General features: G+C 71.2%; 18 protein-coding genes. 4 read left to right on the forward strand and 14 right to left on the reverse strand.

Annotated elements, in window-relative coordinates; genetic code table 11:
* Positions 1–28: 28 nt before the first annotated feature.
* Positions 29–295 (reverse strand): GlsB/YeaQ/YmgE family stress response membrane protein, encoded by a 267-nt coding sequence (locus QQM72_RS26715; protein WP_314223390.1) that lies wholly within the window; start codon positions 293–295, stop codon positions 29–31.
* 186 nt (positions 296–481) lie between these two features.
* Here QQM72_RS26715 and QQM72_RS26720 point away from each other — a divergent pair, with 186 nt between their 5' ends.
* On the forward strand, positions 482–1,735 hold the full coding sequence (locus QQM72_RS26720) for an APC family permease (protein ID WP_314223391.1): 1,254 nt from the start codon (positions 482–484) through the stop codon (positions 1,733–1,735).
* A 118-nt stretch (positions 1,736–1,853) separates the two neighbouring features.
* On the opposite strand, the gene QQM72_RS26725 is transcribed toward QQM72_RS26720, so the two are convergent.
* The 13 genes from QQM72_RS26725 to QQM72_RS26785 all read right to left on the reverse strand — a co-directional run bounded on the left by QQM72_RS26725 (position 1,854) and on the right by QQM72_RS26785 (position 14,809).
* The gene (locus tag QQM72_RS26725; protein WP_314223392.1) at positions 1,854–2,426 is read right to left on the reverse strand and encodes an SMI1/KNR4 family protein; all 573 of its coding nucleotides are present in this window, start codon (positions 2,424–2,426) and stop codon (positions 1,854–1,856) included.
* A gap of 148 nt (positions 2,427–2,574) precedes the next feature.
* Entirely contained in the window at positions 2,575–2,967 is a 393-nt protein-coding gene (locus QQM72_RS26730; protein WP_314223393.1) for a YccF domain-containing protein, read from the reverse strand.
* A complete protein-coding gene (gene htpX / locus QQM72_RS26735; RefSeq protein ID WP_314223395.1) occupies positions 2,964–3,827 on the reverse strand; it encodes a zinc metalloprotease HtpX in 864 nt (287 codons plus the stop codon). Before htpX ends, QQM72_RS26730 begins: the two co-directional genes overlap by 4 nt.
* A 202-nt stretch (positions 3,828–4,029) precedes the next feature.
* Positions 4,030–5,565, reverse strand: a complete 1,536-nt coding sequence (locus QQM72_RS26740; RefSeq protein WP_314223396.1) for an NADH-quinone oxidoreductase subunit N — start codon at positions 5,563–5,565, stop codon at positions 4,030–4,032.
* Positions 5,562–7,160, reverse strand: coding sequence for a complex I subunit 4 family protein (locus QQM72_RS26745; protein ID WP_314223398.1), 1,599 nt, complete (start codon positions 7,158–7,160; stop codon positions 5,562–5,564). The genes QQM72_RS26740 and QQM72_RS26745 overlap by 4 nt, the downstream gene beginning before the upstream one ends.
* Positions 7,161–7,166: 6 nt before the next feature.
* Positions 7,167–9,161, reverse strand: a complete 1,995-nt coding sequence (locus QQM72_RS26750) for an NADH-quinone oxidoreductase subunit 5 family protein (protein WP_314223399.1) — start codon at positions 9,159–9,161, stop codon at positions 7,167–7,169.
* Positions 9,158–9,559, reverse strand: coding sequence for an NADH-quinone oxidoreductase subunit NuoK (gene nuoK / locus QQM72_RS26755; RefSeq protein WP_267018895.1), 402 nt, complete (start codon positions 9,557–9,559; stop codon positions 9,158–9,160). Before nuoK ends, QQM72_RS26750 begins: the two co-directional genes overlap by 4 nt.
* The gene (locus tag QQM72_RS26760) at positions 9,559–10,218 is read right to left on the reverse strand and encodes an NADH-quinone oxidoreductase subunit J family protein (RefSeq protein WP_314223400.1); all 660 of its coding nucleotides are present in this window, start codon (positions 10,216–10,218) and stop codon (positions 9,559–9,561) included. The genes nuoK and QQM72_RS26760 overlap by 1 nt, the downstream gene beginning before the upstream one ends.
* The gene (locus QQM72_RS26765) at positions 10,215–10,799 is read right to left on the reverse strand and encodes a NuoI/complex I 23 kDa subunit family protein (protein ID WP_314223401.1); all 585 of its coding nucleotides are present in this window, start codon (positions 10,797–10,799) and stop codon (positions 10,215–10,217) included. The genes QQM72_RS26760 and QQM72_RS26765 overlap by 4 nt, the downstream gene beginning before the upstream one ends.
* Positions 10,799–11,767: a complex I subunit 1/NuoH family protein gene (locus tag QQM72_RS26770; protein ID WP_314223402.1), complete on the reverse strand. Its 969-nt coding sequence runs from the start codon at positions 11,765–11,767 to the stop codon at positions 10,799–10,801. The genes QQM72_RS26765 and QQM72_RS26770 overlap by 1 nt, the downstream gene beginning before the upstream one ends.
* Entirely contained in the window at positions 11,764–13,485 is a 1,722-nt protein-coding gene (locus tag QQM72_RS26775; protein WP_314223403.1) for an NADH-quinone oxidoreductase subunit C, read from the reverse strand. Before QQM72_RS26775 ends, QQM72_RS26770 begins: the two co-directional genes overlap by 4 nt.
* Positions 13,482–14,105, reverse strand: a complete 624-nt coding sequence (locus QQM72_RS26780; RefSeq protein WP_314223507.1) for an NADH-quinone oxidoreductase subunit B — start codon at positions 14,103–14,105, stop codon at positions 13,482–13,484. The genes QQM72_RS26775 and QQM72_RS26780 overlap by 4 nt, the downstream gene beginning before the upstream one ends.
* 296 nt (positions 14,106–14,401) lie before the next feature.
* Complete coding sequence (locus tag QQM72_RS26785) at positions 14,402–14,809, reverse strand: NADH-quinone oxidoreductase subunit A (RefSeq protein WP_020130187.1); 408 nt, start codon at positions 14,807–14,809, stop codon at positions 14,402–14,404.
* A 199-nt stretch (positions 14,810–15,008) separates the two neighbouring features.
* On the opposite strand from QQM72_RS26785, the gene QQM72_RS26790 reads away from it, so the two are divergent.
* The 3 genes from QQM72_RS26790 to QQM72_RS26800 all read left to right on the forward strand — a co-directional run bounded on the left by QQM72_RS26790 (position 15,009) and on the right by QQM72_RS26800 (position 19,092).
* Positions 15,009–16,307: a sensor histidine kinase gene (locus QQM72_RS26790; RefSeq protein ID WP_314223404.1), complete on the forward strand. Its 1,299-nt coding sequence runs from the start codon at positions 15,009–15,011 to the stop codon at positions 16,305–16,307.
* 274 nt (positions 16,308–16,581) lie between these two features.
* Positions 16,582–17,976, forward strand: a complete 1,395-nt coding sequence (locus tag QQM72_RS26795; RefSeq protein WP_314223405.1) for a sensor histidine kinase — start codon at positions 16,582–16,584, stop codon at positions 17,974–17,976.
* 456 nt (positions 17,977–18,432) lie between these two features.
* Positions 18,433–19,092: a response regulator transcription factor gene (locus QQM72_RS26800; RefSeq protein WP_314223508.1), complete on the forward strand. Its 660-nt coding sequence runs from the start codon at positions 18,433–18,435 to the stop codon at positions 19,090–19,092.
* Positions 19,093–19,321 lie beyond the last annotated feature (229 nt).

Below are 19,321 nucleotides of genomic sequence, written 5' to 3' on the forward strand. Positions count from 1 at the left end.
CTTCTCGTTCGGTCCGCCGCGGAGGCGCTCAGTCGCGTGAGTTGCCGAACAGCAGGCGATAGGCGATCAGCAGCACCAGCGAACCGCCGATCGCCGCGGCCCAGGTCGCGCCGTCGTAGAAGTCCTTGGTGATGGGGTGGTCCAGCCAGCGGGCCGATATCCAGCCGCCGATGAACGCGCCCGCGACACCGATGAGGGTCGTGCCGATGAAGCCGCCCGGGTCACGGCCCGGCAGCAGGACCTTGGCAATGACTCCGGCCAACAACCCCAGGATGATCCAGCTGATGATGCTCATGCCCTGAACCTGCCCTTCCGCGCTGTGCCCGCGCTGTCCGGACACTGTGATCTCGCTCGCTCCGGACGGGCTGTGCTCGTTTCCGTCGCGCCCCGCGTCCTGCGTCGCACGCGAGTTCATGTCGTGTCGATGAGGACGACGTCTGCACGGCCCACGGTGGTTCCGTCGGTCAGTAGGGTGCGGCCCATGACACAGTCCGGATCGCGCGCCGAACTGCGGCGGACGCTCGGCCTCGGCGACGCCGTGGTCATCGGGCTCGGCTCGATGATCGGTGCCGGCGTCTTCGCGGCGCTCGCTCCCGCCGCGCAGGCCGCGGGCTCCGGGCTGCTGCTCGGACTCGCGCTCGCCGCGCTGGTCGCCTACTGCAACGCCATGTCGTCGGCGCGACTCGCCGCCCTGTATCCGGCCTCGGGCGGCACGTACGTGTACGGGCGCGAGCGGCTCGGCGCGTTCTGGGGATATCTGGCGGGCTGGTCGTTCGTGGTCGGGAAGACGGCCTCCTGTGCGGCGATGGCCCTGACGGTCGGTGCGTACCTCTGGCCGGCGCAGGCGCACGCGGTGGCGGTCGCGGCCGTGGTGGCGCTGACCGCGGTGAACTACGGCGGCGTCCAGAAGTCGGCCTGGCTGACGCGGGCGATCGTGGCGGTGGTCCTGGCGGTCCTCGCTTCCGTGGTGGTCGTGTGCCTGGGGTCCGGCGCGTCCGGCGACGGGCGGCTGGACGTCGGCGTCTCCGGGGGTGTCGGCGGGGTGCTGACCGCCGCCGGCCTGCTGTTCTTCGCCTTCGCCGGGTACGCCCGCATCGCGACCCTGGGCGAGGAGGTGCGTGATCCGGCACGCACCATCCCCCGCGCGATCCCCCTGGCCCTGGGGATCGCTCTGGTCGTGTACGCGTGCGTGACGGTCGCTGTCCTGTCCGTGCTGGGACCGGGCGATCTCGGACGGGCGGGGGCGCCGTTGGCCGACGCGGTGCGGGCTGCGGGGGTGCCCGGCCTGGCGCCGGTGGTACGGATCGGGGCAGCGGTGGCGGCGCTGGGCTCGCTCCTCGCCCTCATCCTGGGCGTCTCGCGCACGACGCTGGCCATGGCCCGAGACCGGTATCTGCCCGCCGCCCTGGCCGCCGTCCACCCGCGCTTCCAGGTACCGCACCGGGCCGAGCTCACCGTGGGCGCGGTGGTCACGGTCCTGGCCGCCACGGTGGATGTCCGGGGCGCGATCGGGTTCTCCTCCTTCGGTGTGCTGACGTACTACGCGGTGGCCAACGCGTCGGCCTGGACGCTCGATCCGGCCCCGGCGAAGCGGATGCTGCCCGCGGTGGGGCTCCTGGGCTGTGTGGTGCTCGCGTTCGCGCTGCCGAGGAGCTCGGTGGTCGTGGGAGCGGGGGTGATGGCGGTGGGCGTGCTGGCTTACGGGGTACGGCGGCGCTGGGCGGGCGCGCGGTAGCCGTACGACAGCGACAACGGCCGGCGGCGGGCGACGGACGACGGCGATCGACGGACAGCGGACTGCGGACGGGTGCCTGGGCAACGGGTGCGCGGCAGCGGGCTGCGGCAGCAGGCCGCTACGGTGTCGTCGCCCCGGTCGCCGCCGTGCGTATGCGGAACTCGGTCCAGGGGGTCGGTTCCAGGTCGTCGTTCAGGGTGTCGTACCAGCCCGTGCCGTCGAGCCAGGCGTGCAGCCAGGCCGTGAGGCTGGGGGCGTCGACGAACCAGGCGTGGTCGGGGTCGCCGGGGTTCGGTTCGAAGAGCAGAACCGTCCCCTGCGGGGTGTGGCAGTCCACGCACGCGTACATCGCGCAGCCCCAGTGGGATATCGGCAGGACGCCCTCGGGCCAGGGCCAGTCGGGGTCCTCGCGACCGCTTGCGCGGTTGGCGAGGTACTGGGCGACGGCGGCGGGTTCACCGGCCGGAGAGCTGTCGAGCAGGGGCAGCAGGCCGTACTCCGGGCCGAATCCGCCGTCCCCTATACGCAGGTAGAGGTCGGCGAGCAGCGGCGGCAGGCGGAAGCCGAGTGCGGCCTCGGCGCGGGCCACGGTGGCCGCGTCCACGGGGGCGGGGAGCGAAGGCCAACCCCAGGGGCGGGTGGTGGCCGCCTTGGCCGCCACCCTTGCCCACAACTGCTCGTTCTCGGTCATGCGTTCATGATGCAGGCCGCCACTGACAACCGAGCCGGCCTGTGGACAACTCACCGCCTGTGGACAACCGGCGAGCGGCGCGCCGTCGTCAAGCAGCCGGCCGGCCACTGACGGACTGTGGACAAGAAACGGATCGGGACTCGGCCCGTCAGCGCGAGGCGAACGGCTGGTCGGAGGGCACGATTTCGCGGCCCAGCGGGAACAGTGAGACCGGAATCAGTTTGAAGTTCGCGATGCCGAACGGGATGCCGATGATGGTCAGGCAGAGGAGAAGGCCGGTGACGATGTGCCCGATTGCCAGCCACCAACCGGCGAGGACCAGCCAGAGCACGTTGCCGACGCAGGAGGGCGCGCCCGCGTCACGGCGCTCGATCGTCGTGTAGCCGAAGGGCCAGAGGGCGTAGACGCCGATTCTGAATGCGGCGATGCCGAAGGGAATGCCGATGATCGTGAGGCAGAGCAGCGCTCCCGCGGCCAGGTAGGCGAGGAACAGCCAGAATCCGCTCAGGATCAGCCAGATGACGTTCAGGATGGTCTTCACTGGTGGCGACCTGCCATTTTCTCGAGCCGGGCGATACGGTCCGCCATCGGCGGGTGCGTCGAGAACATCTTGGAGAGTCCCTGGCCCGGGCGGAAGGGATTCGCGATCATCATGTGGCTCGCGGTCTCGATGCGGGGCTCCGGGGGCAGTGGAAGCTGCTTGGTGCCCGTCTCCAGTTTGCGCAGCGCGCTCGCGAGGGCCAGCGGGTCGCCGGTGAGCTGCGCGCCCGAGGCGTCCGCCTCGTACTCACGGGAGCGGCTGATGGCGAGTTGGATGACGCCGGCGGCGAGCGGGCCGAGAATCATGATCAGGAGCATGCCGAGGATGCCGGGACCGTCGTCGTCGTCCGAGCGGCCGATCGGGATCAGCCAGGCGAAGTTGACCAGGAACACGATCACGGAGGCGAGCGCTCCGGCGACCGAGGAGATGAGGATGTCCCGGTTGTAGACGTGGCTGAGCTCGTGGCCGATGACGCCGCGCAGTTCGCGTTCGTCGAGGAGGCGCAGGATGCCGTCCGTGCAGCACACGGCGGCGTTGCGCGGGTTGCGGCCGGTGGCGAAGGCGTTGGGTGCCTCGGTCGGGGAGATGTACAGGCGGGGCATGGGCTGACGGGCCTGGGTGGAGAGCTCGCGAACCATTCGGTACAGCGCGGGAGCCTCGAACTCGCTCACCGGGCGGGCACGCATCGCGCGTAGCGCCAGTTTGTCGCTGTTCCAGTACGCGTACGCGTTGGTGCCGAACGCGACCAGGACCGCGATGACCAGCCCCATGCGGCCGAAGAAGCTGCCGATGACGATGATGAATGCGGACAGTCCCCCGAGGAGTACTGCGGTCCTGAGCCCGTTGTGCCGGCGGTGCACGGTACGCCCTCCAAGTCGTGCAGCAGGGGAACCCTTTGCTTGCGAATCTTGCTCTTGTCAGGTGGCGCTGTGCCGTGGTGTCACATCCAGTGCACCTTCCCGTACTGGTCAACGCCAGGCGGGAGGCACTAGTTCCCTTGTGCCTGTGGGCATGGGTGTGGGCCGTCCGGGTGAGGACGGGGGCATGCGCGCGCGTGCGGGCTCAGAAGAGGCCGGTGTCGGTGAAGCGCAGGACCAGCTGTGGTGCTCCGGAGAGGGCGATGCCGAGGGCCGCGGTGAGAGTGATCGCGGCGGTGAGCGGGGCGGGGACGCGGTGCTTCTCGGGTTCGCCTTCGGGGGCGCGGAAGAGCAGCGCCGTCCACTGGAGGTAGTAGTACAGGGCGATCACCACGTTGACGGCCATGACGACCGCGAGCCAGCCGAGGCCGGCGTCGACGGCTGCCGAGAAGACGGTGACCTTGGCGAAGAGACCGATGATGCCCGGCGGCAGTCCGGCGAGGCAGAGCAGGAAGAAGGCCAGGAGGAGGGCTGCCGCCGGGTGCTTCGCGTAGAGGCCCCGGTAGTCCGTGATCCGGTTCGTCGCGCTGGTACGTCCCACCAGGGCGGCCACCGCGAAGGCGCCCAGGTTCACGGCGGCGTACATGAGGGCGTAGGCGACGGTGGAGCCGATGGCGTGCTCGGCGTCGTCGGAGTACGCGGCGGCGGCGATCGGTACGAGGAGGTAGCCGGCCTGGCCCACGGAGGACCACGCGAGCAGGCGTACGGCGCTGTACGCGCGCGTGGCTTGCTGGCGCAGGGCGCCGACGTTGCCGACGGTCATGGTGAGGGCGGCCAGCACGGCCAGGGCGGGGCCCCAGACGTCGGCGTACGAGGGGAAGCCGATGACCGTGACGAGGATGAGGCCGGAGAAGCCGACCGCCTTGCCGACCACCGACAGGTAGGCGGCGATGGGCAGGGGGGCGCCGACGTAGGTGTCGGGGACCCAGAAGTGGAAGGGGACGGCGGCCGTCTTGAAGGCGAAGCCGATCAGGGTGAGGACCACGCCGGTCTGGGCCAGGGTGTCCAGTCGGCCGTCGACGTGCTGGATGCGGTCGGCGACCTGGGTGAGGTAGAGGGTTCCGGTCGTCGCGTACACGAAGCTGATGCCCAGGAGGCTGACGGTGGTCGCGGTGACGGACGACAGGAAGAACTTCAGGGCCGCCTCGGAGGACCTGCGGTCGCCGTGCCGGATGCCGACCAGGGCGAAGGCGGGCAGGGAGGCGACCTCCAGGGCGACGACGAGGGTGGCCAGGTCGCGGGAGGCGGGCAGCAGGGCGGCTCCGGCGGCGGAGGACAGCAGCAGGAACCAGAACTCGCCTTCGGGAAGTCGCCCGCGCGCGTCCTTCAGGGCGGTGACCGACAGCAGGGCCGCCAGCAGCGCTCCCCCGAGCACCAGGAACTGGATGACGAGGGTGAAGCGGTCTGCCGTGTAGCTGCACACGTGCGTGTCGCCGGTCAGACAGAAGGTGGAGCGGTCGCCGTCCAGGAGGGGCAGGAGGAGGGCCGTGGCGGCGGCGAGTCCCGCGACCGACAGCCAGCCGAGGAGCGGCTTGCGGGCGTCGCCGACGAAGAGGTCGGCGACGAGGACGACCAGGGCGACGACCGCCGCGAGGGTGGGCGGCGCGATGGCCGGCCAGTCGACGGACTGGACCACCGACTCGGCCAGGGGCTGGAACAGGGGCTGGGCCAGGGCGCTCATCGGGTGCCTCCTGCGAGGAGCTGTTGCACGGCCGGGTCGGTCAGCCCGAGGAGGGCCTTCGGCCACAGGCCGGCGACGACGGTGAGGGCGACGAGCGGGGCCCAGGCCGCGAACTCGTAGGTCTGCACGTCGGCGAGGCGCGGAGCGTCCTGCGGGACGACGCCCATGCAGACGCGGCGGACCACGACGAGCAGGTACGCGGCCGTCAGCAGGGTGCCGAACGCGGCGATCGCCGTGAAGGTGAGGAACGCGGGCCGGCTGAGGTCGGCGGCGGGGTTGAAGGCGCCGAACAGGGCCAGCATCTCGCCCCAGAAGCCGGCGAGGCCCGGCAGGCCGAGGGAGGCGACGGCGGCGAAGGCGAGGAGGCCGCCGAGGCGGGGCGTCCTGCCGTACAGCGCGGCTCCGGTCTGCTCGGCGAGGGTGTCCAGATCGGTGGTGCCGGTGCGGTCCTTCAGCGCTCCGACCAGGAAGAAGAGGAGGCCGGTGATGAGGCCGTGGGCGATGTTGGCGAACAGGGCGCCGTTCACGCCGGTCGGGGTCATGGTCGCGATGCCGAGCAAGACGAAACCCATGTGACCGACGGAGGAGTAGGCGATGAGGCGTTTGAGGTCGCCCTTCGCGCCCCGCTTGGCGAGTGCCAGGCAGGCCAGCGATCCGTAGATGATCCCGACGACGGCGAAGGCCGCGAGGTAGGGCGCGAAGGTACGGAAACCGTCCGGCGCGACGGGCAGCAGGATCCGGACGAACCCGTACGTGCCCATTTTCAGCAGCACTCCCGCCAGCAGGACCGAGCCGACGGTCGGGGCGGCGGTGTGGGCGTCGGGCAGCCAGCTGTGCAGCGGCCACATCGGGGTCTTGACGGCGAGCCCGATCCCGATTGCGAGAACGGCGATGACCTGCACCGATGTGGTGAGCGACCGGCCGTTGTCAGTGGCGAGTGCCACCATGTCGAAGGTGCCCGCGTTGATTCCGATCAGGAGCAGGCCGAGCAGCATGACCACGGATCCGAGCAGCGTGAACAGGATGAACTTCCAGGCGGCCTGGGTCCGGCCCGCGCCGCCCCAGCGGGCGATGAGGAAGTACATCGGGACGAGGACCATCTCGAAGGCGAGGAAGAACAGCAGCAGGTCGAGGACGGCGAAGGCCGCGAGGGTGCCGGACTCCAGGACGAGCACGAGTGCGACGAAGGCTTTCGGGGACGGGTCCGCGGTCTGCCGCGTCGGCGACTGTCGTTGCCGCCTGAAGTAGGAGTACACCGCGCACAGGAAGGTCAGCAGCGCGGTCAGGACCAGCAGGGGGAGGGAGATGCCGTCGATGCCGAGGTGGATGCGCACGTCGAGTGCGGGGATCCAGCTGATGTCCGTCGTGGCCTGCATCTTCGACGGATGGTCGTGGTCGAAGCCGAGCGCGAGGACGATCGCGGCGATGAGGATCGCGCCGGTCACGGTCATGCCGTGGCGCAGCACGGCCTGCTCCGGTGACTTCCCCTTCAGCCCCGGCGGAGCCGGCAGAAGAGCGGCGGCGGCGCCGAGGAGCGGGCCGACCACGATGAATGCCAGAAGGAACTGCATCACGGACTCGTTGATATCGATCACGCCCGCTCACGCTCCCGAAGCGACGAGAAGGGCGGCGACCGCCAGGACGACGGTGCCGGCGAGCAGGGCGCTCACATAGGTCTGGACGTTGCCGGTCTGGGCACGCCGTACGGCGGCCCCCAGCCAGCGGGGCAGGGTGCCCGCGCCGCGTACGTAGGTGTCGACGACCTCGCGGTCGAGGAACCGGACGAGACTCGCTCCGGCCTGGACCGGGCGGACGAACAGCGTCCGGTACACGGCGTCGAGGTGGAAGCCGACGGCCGCGTGGCGGTGCAGCGGGCCGAGCAGGAGCCGTCCGGGGTCCGCCGGGTCGGGGGCGGAGGCCACGTCTCCGTAGGCCGGCACGTGCGTCGCGATCGCCTCGGCCTCGACGAGTCCCGCGTCGCCTTCGGGGTGGGCGGCGACCGCGCCCAGGGGGACGCGGGCGGCGAGCCCGGCGAGATGGCGCCAGGCGGCGTACATGACGAGTCCGCCGGCCAGGGCCACTCCCGTGCCCAGGACGGACGTGGTCAGGGTCGGGGCGAGGTCGTTGCCGTCGAACCAGTCGGGGAGGGTGCGGTAGGCGAGCCCGCCGAGGGCCAGGGACGGGACGGCCAGGACCCACAGCACCACGGTCATGGTCAGTGGCTGGCGGCCGTGGTCGGGGGCCTCCGTGCCCCGGCCGTGGAAGGTCAGCAGCCACAGGCGGGTCGCGTAGGCCGCCGTGAGGAGGGCGGTGAGCAGGCCGGCGACGAGGACGGTCCAGCCCGCCGCGCCGGGCGCGTGCTCGGTGTGGCCCGCGGTGATGTGCTCGGCGGCGCCGAGCACCGACTCCTTGGAGAAGAAGCCGCTGAACGGCGGGATCGCGGCGAGCGCGAGAAGCGCCACGGTCATCGTCCAGTAGGCGTCGGGGACGCGGTCGCGCAGGTGGCTCATGCGGGACATGGCGGCCAGCGAGTTGGTGCCGGCCGCGTGGATGATCACGCCGGCCGCGAGGAAGAGCAGCGCCTTGAACGCGCCGTGCGAGAGGAGGTGGAAGACGGCGGCACCGCGGTCGCCGACGGCGAGGGCGCCCGTCATGTAGCCGAGCTGGCCGATCGTCGAATAGGCGAGGACGCGCTTGATGTCGTCCTGGGCGAGGGCGGCCAGGCCCGAGCCGACCATGGTGATGGCGGCCATCACGGCGAGGGTCACCATCGCGGCCGAGGACGCCTCGAAGACCGGGAGGAGACGGGCGATGAAGTAGACGCCGGCGGCGACCATCGTCGCGGCGTGGATCAGCGCGGAGACGGGGGTGGGGCCCGCCATCGCGTCCGGGAGCCAGGTGTGCAGGGGGAACTGCGCGGACTTGCCGGCCACGCCGGCGAGGAGCAGCAGGGCGACGAGCGTCGGGTGGTCGAGTCCGCCGTGGGCGACGGTGGCGAGGACCTTCGTGATCCGGAAGGACCCGGCGTCGGTGGCGAGTGCGAACAGGCCGATGAGGAAGGGGACGTCGCCGAGTTTGGTGACGAGGAAGGCCTTGATGGAGGCGGCGCGGGCTTCCGGGGTCTCCCAGTAGTGGCCGACCAGGAAGTAGGAGCAGATGCCCATGACTTCCCAGCCGACCAGCAGCACGATCAGGTCGCCGGAGTAGACGACCAGGAACATCGCGGAGGTGAAGAGGGAGACGAGCGCGGCGTACGAGGGGTAGCGCGGGTCCTCGCGCAGGTAGCCGGTCGAGTAGATCTGCACGCAGGTGGCGACGAGGCCGACCACGACGGCGACGAGGGCGGCGAAGCCGTCGATGTACAGCGCCAGTTCGATCGGGATCGAGCCGGTGGGGGTCAGTTCGGTCGCCGCGGTGACGGAGGCGTCTCCGCCCTGACGTACGGCGACGATCGCGGCCAGTACGAGTGCGGCGAGGGTCGGCAGGACGGCGAGCGGGCGCACGAAGCCGGGAGCGGTGCGGCCCAGGAGCAGTCCGGCGGCCGCGCCCAGGAACGGGAGAAGGGGGACGAGGACGGCGAGGGTGGTCGTGGTCACGCGGTGGCCTCAGCCTTCTCGGCGGCCGTTCCGGTCGCGGGGGTGTCGCTGTCGGGGCCGTCGGTCGCGGGGCTCTCGTGGCCTTCGGCGGTGTCCCGGAGACGGTCGATGTCCGCGGTGCCTCGGTTGCGGTGGACGGCGAGGACGATCGCCAGGCCGATGCCGATCTCGGCGGCGGCGATGGCGATGGTGAACAGGGTCAGGGCCTGACCGGAGTGCAGGGTCTCCTCGGCGGTCCTGCTGAGCCAGACGTCGAAGGCGACCAGGTTGAGGTTGACGGCGTTGAGCATCAGCTCGACGGACATCAGGACGAGGATCGCGTTGCGGCGGGCGAGAACGCCGTACAGGCCGGTGCAGAAGAGAAGGGCGGACAGGACGGCGGGATAGGCGAGGTGCATCAGCGGGTGCCTTCCTGCTCGGCCGGGTTTCCCCGGGCGTCCGGAACAGAAAGAGAACTCTCTGTGACGGGTCGGGAACTCTTGGTGATGGCCCGGGAGTTCACAGGGGGAGAGCTCGACTCCGCCTTCGCCCTGCGGGACAGGACGATCGCGCCGACCAGTGCCGCGAGGAGAAGGACGGAGAGTGCCTCGAAGGGCAGGACCCAGTTCTGGAACAGGCTCGCGCCGGTGACCTCGGTGGAGCCGGCGGCCGGACCGTCCAGATCGATCCAGGTGGCGCGGAAGGCGTCGACGACCACCCAGACGAGCGCGGCGGCCGCGGCGACGGCCACCGTGAGAGCGGCCCAGCGGTTGCCGGAGTCCGCGTCCGGGGAGTGGCCGATGGGGGCCTTGGTGAGCATCAGACCGAAGAGGAGGAGCACGACGACGGAACCGACGTAGATGAGGACCTGCACCCAGGCGATGAACTCGGCGGTGAGCAGGAGGTACTCGACGGCGAGGCCGCCGAGGGCGACCACGAGCCACAGGGCGGCGTGCACCAGCTGCTTGGTGGTCACCGTGACGAGGGCCGCGCCGAAGGTGACCAGCCCGACGAGCAGAAAGGCGATCTCGACTCCGGTCGGGGAGAGAAAGCCGTGGTGTGCCTGAGCGAGGGTCACGATTCTCCTCCCTGGGGTGCGTTCGGCTCGGGTGGCTGGGGGGCGTTCGACGCGGCCTGGGCCGCCGCCAGCTTCTCCGCCGCCTTGCGGGCGGCTGCGAGCTCCTTCGGCTCCTCGGCGGCGGGGTCGAGGGCGGGTGGGGCCGGCACGGTCCACATCCACTCGCGGAGCTTGTCTCGTTCGTGGGTGAGTTCGTGGATGTCGGTCTCGGCGTACTCGAACTCCGGGGACCAGAACAGGGCGTCGAAAGGACAGACCTCGATGCAGATACCGCAGTACATGCACAGGGAGAAGTCGATGGCGAAGCGGTCGAGGACGTTGCGGCTGCGCTCGCGGCCGCCCGGGGCGGCGGGCGGGACCGTCTCCTTGTGGGAGTCGATGTAGATGCACCAGTCAGGGCACTCACGGGCGCAGAGCATGCAGACCGTGCAGTTCTCCTCGAACAGGCCGATGACGCCACGAGTACGGGGCGGGAGTTCGGGCTGGGCGTCCGGGTACTGCGCGGTGACGGTCTTCCGCGTCATCGTGCGGAGGGTGACGGCCAGGCCCTTGGCGAGGCCACTACCGGGGATGGGGGCCATTACCGGATCACCACCTTGACGACGCCGGTGAGGGCGATCTGGGCGAGGGAGAGAGGGACGAGGAGGGTCCAGGAGAGCTTCTGCAGCTGATCCTCGCGCAGGCGGGGGTAGGTGACGCGGAGCCAGATCACGACGAAGGCGAGGACAGCAGCCTTGAGAAGGGTCCAGACCCAGCCGAGGCCGTCGGCGCCCCAGGGACCGTGCCAGCCGCCCAGGAAGAGGACGGTGGTCAGACCGCACAGGACGACGATTCCGGCGTACTCGGCGAGGAGGAAGAGGGCGAAGCGCAGGCCGGTGTACTCGGTGTACGCGCCGAAAATGATCTCCGAGTCGGCGACGGGCATGTCGAAGGGGGGCCGCTGCAACTCGGCGAGACCGGCGACGAAGAAGACGATCGCGCCGGTGATCTGCCAGGGCAGCCACCACCACTCGAAGGCGTCGACGATGCCGGGCAGGGAGACCGTGCCGGCCGCCATCGCCACCGAGGCGGCGGTGAGCAGCATCGGGAGTTCGTAGGCGAGGAGCTGGGCGGCGGTGCGCAGGCCGCCGAGAAGGGAGAACTTGTTGGCACTGGCCCAGCCGGCCATGAGGGAGCCGAGGACGCCGACGCCCATCACCGCGAGCACGAAGAAGATACCCGCGTCCACGACCTGACCGACGGCTCCTTCGCCCGGGCCGATGGGGATGGCGAGGAGGACCAGGAGATACGGGAGGAGGGCTACGGCCGGCGCGAGCTGGAAGATACGGCGGTCCGCACCAGCGGGGACGATGTCCTCCTTCTGTACGAACTTGACGCCGTCCGCGACGAGCTGGGCCCAGCCGTGGAATCCGCCCGCGTACATCGGCCCCAGGCGGCCCTGCATATGGGCCATCACCTTGTGCTCGGTCTGACCGACGATCAGGGGGAAGGTGAGGAAGACGACGAAGACGACCAGGAGTCGCAGGGCGACGTCGAGAGCGTCGTTCACTGCGGGCCTCCTGTGGGGTCCTCGGGGGCGGGGGGTTCCGTGCCGTCGGTGCGGGCGGGCGTGCCGCGGGCGGGCGTGCCGCGGGCGGGCGAGGGCTTCTCGACGGGGTCGGGCTGCTTGGGCGCGGCCGTTCCCGGGGCTACCTGCTCAGGGCCAGCGGACCTCGGCTCTGGCTCCAGGTCCGGGTCTGGGCTCTGGTCCGGGTCCGGGTTCTGGTCCGGGTTCTGGTCCGGGTCCGGGTTCTGGGCCGGGTCCGGGTTCTGGGCCGGGTCCTGAGGCTGCTTCGGGTCCAGGTCCGGCTCCTGAGCGGACTCCGGGTCCTGAGCCGGCTCCGAGACCGGCTTCGGCTTCGGGCCAGGCGCAGGGACCGGCGTCCGGGCTGGCTCCTGGCCCGACTCCGGCTCGCGACCTGACTCCGGCTCGCCGCCCGACTTCGGCTCCGGCTCCGGCTCCCCGTTCGGTGCCGGTGCCCGGTCTGGTTCGGGGCCCTGCTCCCGCTTCGGTTCTTCTTGCTCGCTTGGCTCAGGGGTCTGCTGTGGCTCGTCGAACGCCGGGCGGGCGTGGTGCCACGGGGCGTCGGAGCTGCGGGGCGCCGGGGAGGGGCGGGCGGCGGTGTCCGGGGGTGTCGTCGGGGGCTGGGTGTGCTGGGAGGCCGAGCCTTGGGAGGCGCTGCGCGTGCGGCGCGGTCCTGCCGGGGGTCGCGGGGTCGGCTCGGGGCCCGTCGGTTCCGTCGGCGCGGCGGGCTCGGTTCCTCCTGCACCCGGGGACTCCTTGGCACCTGCCCGTTGTGATGCCGAGCCCGCGCTCGCGCTTCGGGCGCGGCGGGGGCCGGAGGGCGTCGTCGGCGCCACCGGACCCGAGGGAGCCGCCGAACCTGAAGAAGTCGCCGAAGCCGAGGGAGCCGCCGAACCTGAAGAAGTCGCCGAAGCCGAGGGAGCCGCCGGAGCCGACGAAGTCGCCGGAGCTGACGAAGTCACTGGAGCTGCGGAAGTCGGAGAGGTTGGTGGGGTCTCTGTGGTCGGGGGGGTGGGCTGGGTTGCAGAGCCGTCCGATGCCGTGCGGGCGCGGCGGACCGGGCGGTCGCCTGTCGCTCGTCCCACCGCCGTGCGTCCCGCCGCCGCTCGGGCCGGGCGGGCCGGGGCGGGCGGGAGTTGGCCCTTCAGTGGGCCCCATTCGTTGGGGTCGGGGACGCCTGGGGGGAGCATCTGGCGGCGCTTGGGGCCACCGTGCTCGGACTCTCCGGGCTCCTTCGCACCGGGCCAGGCCTTGGCGACACGGGCGGCGAGGACGAAGTCCTTGCGCAGAGGGTGGCCTTCGAAGGTCTCCGGGAGGAGGAGGTGGTTCAGGGCGGGGTGGCCCGCGAAGGTGACGCCGAACATCTCGTGCGTCTCACGTTCGTGCCAGGCCGCGCCGGCGTAGACGTCGACGGCGGAGGCGAGGGTCGGTGCGTCGTGCGGGATCGTCGTACGCAGCAGCAGGCGGCGCACCGGGGAGAGGGCCACCAGGTGCGCCGAGACGCGGAAGCCCGTGCCCGGTTCGTCGACCGCGCTCAGCCAGTCGAAATAGGTGCAGGTCAGGCGGTCGCGGGCCACGCGCAGGGCGTCGGTCCAGGACGAGGGAGGGACGTCGACCGTCAGGACGTCGTACGACTCCTCGGCCGTGGCCTGCGGGCCGAAGAGCTCGTCGGCGGGGGCGGGGAGCCAGCCGATCGTGGTCATCGGCCCTCCTCCGACGGCGCGGCGGGGGACTCGGCGGCCGGGGGCCGCACCAAGCCGCTCTGAAGAGCCGCCGGCGAGGGGCGGGAGACGGCCGGGCGGGACGGGGTCGGGCCGTAGCGCTCGTGCAGGGACTCCCGGGCGATCTTCTCCTGGAGCTTGAGGATGCCCTGGAGAAGTGCCTCCGGGCGCGGCGGGCAGCCCGGCACGTACACGTCCACCGGGATGATCTGGTCGACGCCCTTGGTCACCGAGTACGAGTCCCAGTAGGGGCCGCCGCAGTTGCTGCACGCGCCGAAGGAGATGACGTACTTCGGCTCGGGCATCTGCTCGTAGAGACGTTTCACGGCCGGGGCCATCTTGTCCGTGACCGTGCCGGAGACGACCATCAGGTCGGCCTGACGGGGGCCCGGCGCGAAGGGGATGACACCGAGGCGGATGAAGTCGTGGCGGGCCATCGACGCGGCGATGAACTCGATCGCGCAGCAGGCCAGGCCGAAGTTGAAGACCCAGAGCGAGTAGCGGCGGCCCCAGTTCAGGATCACCTTCATCGGCTCCGGGGCCAGGCGGGCCAGGGTGCCCAGGCGCTTCGGCTCCGGCAGCGGTACGGGTTCCGAGAGCACCTGCTCCGACTGGTCCGGGTGCTCCGACCCCTGCCGTTGCGCCGGGCGCTCCGTCCCGTGCGGGTGCTCCGGGTGTTCCGACCCTTGCGGGTGCTCCGGGTGTTCCGACCCTTGCGGGTGCTCCAGGCGCTCCGACCCTTGCGGGTGCTCCAGGCGCTCCGACCCTTGCGGGTGCTCCAGGCGCTCCGACCCTTGCGGGTGCTCCAGGCGCTCCGACCCTTGCGGGTGCTCCAGGCGCTCCGTCCCGTGCGGGTGCTCCAGGTGCTCCGGGTGTTCCGGCGCATTCACTTTCGGCGTCACGTCCATGTCAGGACGCCCTTCTTGTAGGCGTACAGCAGGCCCACGGCCAGGAAGCCGAGGAAGATGAACATCTCCACGAGCGTGGCCGCGCCGTAGCCGGGGGCCGCGAAGACCGTCGCCCAGGGGAAGAGGAAGATCGAGTCGACCGCGAAGATCACGTAGAGGAAGGCGTAGACGTAGTAGCGGACCTGGGTGTGGGCCCAGCCCTCGCCCACGGGGTCGACGCCGCACTCGTACGTCAGGAGCTTCTCCGGGGTGGGGACCACCGGGCGCAGCAGGCGGCCGGCGCCGAAGGCCACCGCGACGAACAGCACGCCGACGACGGCGAGCAGCCCGACGACGGAGTAGGACTGGAAGTAGTCCGCCGCGAATTCCGCCGCGACATCGACGGTCCGTTCCCGCACGCCCGTCCCTCGCTCCCTGACCTCAGTCTCTTCGACGACAGGCCCGTTCGACGATCTGTACGCACGGGAGTCTAGGCCCTGATAAAGGGACGGTAAGCAGCCCGTCACACCTCGTCTTGCCGGGCGGGGGTTTTCCCCCGGCCGAGGAAGGCGGCAGACCTCATGGCGTGGCGCCGTGCGGCGCGGCAGGCTAGCCCATATGACCGCTTCCGCCAGCCGATCCGCCTCCGACCCGAACAGCTCCGACGAGGAGGGTTCCCGCCCGGACGGCTTCCCGCAGGGCGGCTCCCACCCGAGAGCCGCTCCCCTCACGACCACTGTGCCGGGCACGGCCGGGCAGGACGCCGAGCGTCTGCCTCCGGCCCGTCTCGCCTACGACCCGCAGACCTGGAAGGAGATCACGCACCTTCTGACGAACCTGCCGATGTCGTTGATCGGGTTCACCTATGTGATGACGGTGATCGTCTCCGGCGCCGCGATGACGGTCACCGTGGTCGGGTTCCCGCTGCTCGCGCTCGGGCTGGCCGGGGCGCGGCTGCTGGGCCGGTTCGAGCGGGGCCGCGCGCGTCTGCTGCTCGGGGTGCGCATCGACGAGCCGAGCCCGCTGCCGCTGCGCAGGGCGGGTGGGCTCTTCCAGCGGTTGTGGCTGGTGCTGAAGGACCCGGTGGCCTGGCGCACGGTGCTGTACGACCTCATCCGGCTGCCCTGGGGAGTCCTGACGTTCAGCGTGGTCGTTCCCTCGCTGTTCGTGCTGTGGCCGGTGCTGCCGTTCGTGGCGCGCGGGCTGACCAACGCGGACCGGGCCATGGTGCGGGCCCTGCTGTCCCCCTCCGACGAGCTGGAGCGGCGGATCGCGGAGCTGGAGTCGGACCGGGGGGTCGTGGTCGACACCGCGGCCGCCGATCTGCGGCGCATCGAGCGCGATCTGCACGACGGGGCGCAGGCCCGGCTGGTCAACCTGGCGATGGGGCTGGGCCTGGCGAAGGAGAAGCTGCTGGAGGGGCAGGCCGACGACGTCGTGGCGGCGATGGTGGAGGAGGCGCACGGCGAGGTGAAGCTCGCGCTCCAGGAGCTGCGGGACCTGGCACGCGGGATCCATCCGGCCGTCCTGACCGACCGGGGGCTGGACGCGGCGCTGTCCTCCGTGGCCTCGCGTTGCACGGTGCCGGTGAAGGTGACCGCCGACCTGACGTCCCGACCGGCGCAGGCCATCGAGGGCATCGCTTACTTCACCGTCTCCGAGCTGCTCCAGAACGTCAGCAAGCACAGCGCGGCCCGGTCGGCCTCGGTCGACGTGTGGCGGACCGACGACCGGCTGCTCATCCAGGTGTGGGACGACGGCCGGGGCGGGGCGCGGCTCGACGGCGGGTCGGGGATGCGGGGGCTGGCGGAGCGGCTGGACGCCGTCGACGGGCTGTTCGTCGTGGAGTCGCCGGTGGGTGGTCCCACGACGGTGACCGCGGAGTTGCCCTGGCGGAATCGCGGGCAGAGCGGTTAGCCGGCACAGCCGATAGCGGGCAGGGCGGATAAGCCGGCACAGCGGACAGCGGGCAGAGCGGACAGCGGACAGCGGGCAGGGCGGATGGCCGGCTGGGCGGATGGCCGGCTGGGCGGTTCGCGGGGTGTGGGAGGTGGCGGTTGTGGGAGGTAGGGAAAACCCCCCTCCCAAGACGCCGACGGACTCCATGGTCCACGCGCTCGCCGCCCAGCAGGGTGGGAGGTACGGATCGACAGCTGCGCGACGAGCAGGACGAGTAGAACGGACGACGCCGATGGCCACGCAGTACGGGCAGTACGGGCAGCCTGACCAGTACGGGCAGTACGGGCGCCATGACCAGTACGACCCGGGGTACGGGCACCGCGACGGCGGGCGCCGTCACCTGTTGCCGACGGGGCTGCGGGAGCCGCTCACGGCGCGCCACTGGCGGGAACTCGTCTATGTCCTGCTCGGCCTGCCGATCGGCATCGTGCTGTTCACCTTCACGATCACGATGCTGTCGCTGGGGGCCGGCCTGCTGGTGACGTTCCTCGGCATTCCGGTGCTCGCGGCGGGACTGGCGGCGGGCCGGGGCTTCGGAGCGCTGGAACGGGCCCGGGCACGTGGGCTGCTCGGCCTGGAGGTCGCCGATCCCGAGCCGCTGCGGCCTCGCGGCAAGGGCGCGATGGCCTGGATGGCCGCCGTCCTCAAGAGCGGAACGTCGTGGCGGCAGGCGCTGTACGCGGTGGTGCAGTTCCCCTGGGCGGTGTTCTCCTTCTGCGTCGCGCTGACCGTGTGGTCGTTCGGCTGGACCATGCTGACGTATCCGCTGTGGTTCTGGGTCTTCCCGATGTACGGCGGTCAGGGCGGGCTTCAGCTGTACGGCGACGAGCAGCACAGCGTCTACCTCGACAACCCCTTCGAGATCACCGTGACGGCGCTGGTGGGGCTGTTGATCACGCTGGCCACCCCGTGGATCGTGCGGGCGCTGACGACGGTGGACCGGCTGCTGGTGCACGGGCTGCTCGGACCGTCGTCGCTGGGGGCGCGGGTGGTGGAGCTGGAGTCCGACCGGGGGGTCGTGGTGGACACGGCGTCGGCCGATCTGCGGCGCATCGAGCGCGATCTGCACGACGGGGCGCAGGCCCGGCTGGTGGCGCTGGCGATGGATCTGGGGCTGGCGAAGGAGAAGCTGCGGGAGGATCCGCGGGAGGCGGCGCGGATGGTGGACGAGGCGCACGGTGAGGTGAAGACGGCGTTGCAGGAGCTGCGGGACCTGGCGCGTGGGATCCATCCGGCGGTGCTGACGGACCGGGGGCTGGACGCGGCGCTGTCGGCTGTGGCGTCGCGGTGCACGGTGCCGGTACGGGTGGATGTGGATCTGGTGGAGCGGCCGGCGCCGGCGATCGAGGGGATCGCGTACTTCACCGTCTCGGAGCTGCTCCAGAACATCAGCAAGCACAGTGGGGCACGGTCGGCCTCGGTCGACGTGTGGCGGGTGGAGGACCGGCTGATGCTTCAGGTGGTGGACGACGGGGTGGGCGGAGCGGATGCCTCCGGCGGCGGGTCGGGGCTGGCCGGGCTCGCGGGTCGGCTGGACGCGGTGGACGGGATTCTGGTGGTCGATTCGCCGACGGGCGGACCCACCCGGGTGACCGCGGAGTTGCCCTGGCGCGGGAACGGGGTCTGAGGCGGGTTCTTCGCCCCCTCCGCCCCTGCCCTTCCCACCCCTGCCCTTCCCACCCCTGGGGGCTACCGCTCCCAGACCCCGGACCCCGGACCCCGGACCCCGGACCCCAGACCCCGGGGCCCAGACCCCGGGCCCCAGACCCCGGGCCCCAGCCGCCGGCCGGGTCCTCGCGCCCGCAGGCCCCAGGTTCCCCGGCGTCCGATGCCGGTCCTCAGTGGGCCGCCTCGCTTTCGCGCCGGCCCGGCCGGGGTTGCGCCTGGGCGGGCCGGCCGGCGTCGTGCTGTGTGCGTCGGCGGCCTCTTCCGAGGCCGAAACCGGGTGGGTCAAGGCCTGATTCCCGCCGTCCTCGTCGTGGTCGGGCTCCTCGGCGGGTACAGACGGGCTCGTTGCTGGAATGCTTGACTGGTGCTGCCAACGGGGTGGACGGCTGGGGGGCCGAGGATCGTGGAGGACAGGGTGCGGGTGGTCATCGCCGAGGATTCGGTGCTGTTGAGGGAGGGGCTGACCCGGTTGCTGACCGACCGGGGGCATGACGTGGTGGCCGGGGTCGGGGATGCGGACGCTCTGGTCAAGACCATTACGGAACTCGGCGACGAGGGCGCGTTGCCCGATGTCGTCGTCGCGGACGTGCGGATGCCGCCGACCCACACGGACGAAGGGGTGCGGGCCGCCGTACAGCTGCGCAAGGCGCATCCGGGGCTCGGGGTGCTGGTGTTGTCGCAGTACGTGGAGGAGAGGTACGCCACCGAACTGTTGGCCGGTTCCAGCCGTGGGGTCGGGTATCTCCTCAAGGATCGCGTGGCCGAGGTGCGGGAGTTCGTGGACGCCGTGGTGCGGGTCGCGCAGGGTGGTACCGCCCTCGATCCGGAGGTCGTCGCGCAGTTGCTCGGGCGGAGCAGGAAGCAGGATGTGCTGGCCGGGCTCACCCCGCGGGAGCGGGAGGTCCTGGGGCTGATGGCCGAGGGGCGGACGAACTCCGCGATCGCCCGGCAGCTGGTCGTCAGCGACGGGGCCGTGGAGAAGCACGTCAGCAACATCTTCCTGAAGCTCGGCCTGTCGCCGAGTGACGGGGATCACCGTCGTGTACTGGCGGTCCTCACCTATCTCAATTCCTAGCGAAGTGGCACTGTGCCTTTCGTCGAGCGGGGAACTCGGTGGAGGCGGCGAACACCTGGTGGAGAACCGTGGTGTGATCCGGAGCGTCTACCGGATTCGCGCCGGGCGGCGGGAAATCATGAAAAGCGGGGGTGCCGGGCCGTCTCGGGACAACGACCGTCATACGAATGGCCGAGGTAAGGCGACCCTTACAGACGTAGGGTTGATCCGTGGAGGGCCTTTGGGAAGG

Origin of the sequence: Streptomyces zaehneri (genome assembly GCF_032248645.1) — a bacterium.
Taxonomy (GTDB): Bacteria; Actinomycetota; Actinomycetes; order Streptomycetales; family Streptomycetaceae; genus Streptomyces; species Streptomyces coriariae.

Coding starts and splice junctions, on each gene's coding strand:
- QQM72_RS26775 (WP_314223403.1), bottom strand. CDS start 13,485: ATGACCACGATCGGCTGGCTCCCCGCCCCCGCCGACGAGCTCTTCGGC.
- QQM72_RS26765 (WP_314223401.1), bottom strand. CDS start 10,799: ATGGCCCCCATCCCCGGTAGTGGCCTCGCCAAGGGCCTGGCCGTCACC.
- QQM72_RS26740 (WP_314223396.1), bottom strand. CDS start 5,565: ATGAGCGCCCTGGCCCAGCCCCTGTTCCAGCCCCTGGCCGAGTCGGTG.
- nuoK (WP_267018895.1), bottom strand. CDS start 9,559: ATGCACCTCGCCTATCCCGCCGTCCTGTCCGCCCTTCTCTTCTGCACC.
- QQM72_RS26725 (WP_314223392.1), bottom strand. CDS start 2,426: ATGACCGAGAACGAGCAGTTGTGGGCAAGGGTGGCGGCCAAGGCGGCC.
- QQM72_RS26720 (WP_314223391.1), top strand. CDS start 482: ATGACACAGTCCGGATCGCGCGCCGAACTGCGGCGGACGCTCGGCCTC.
- QQM72_RS26715 (WP_314223390.1), bottom strand. CDS start 295: ATGAGCATCATCAGCTGGATCATCCTGGGGTTGTTGGCCGGAGTCATT.
- QQM72_RS26790 (WP_314223404.1), top strand. CDS start 15,009: ATGACCGCTTCCGCCAGCCGATCCGCCTCCGACCCGAACAGCTCCGAC.
- QQM72_RS26795 (WP_314223405.1), top strand. CDS start 16,582: ATGGCCACGCAGTACGGGCAGTACGGGCAGCCTGACCAGTACGGGCAG.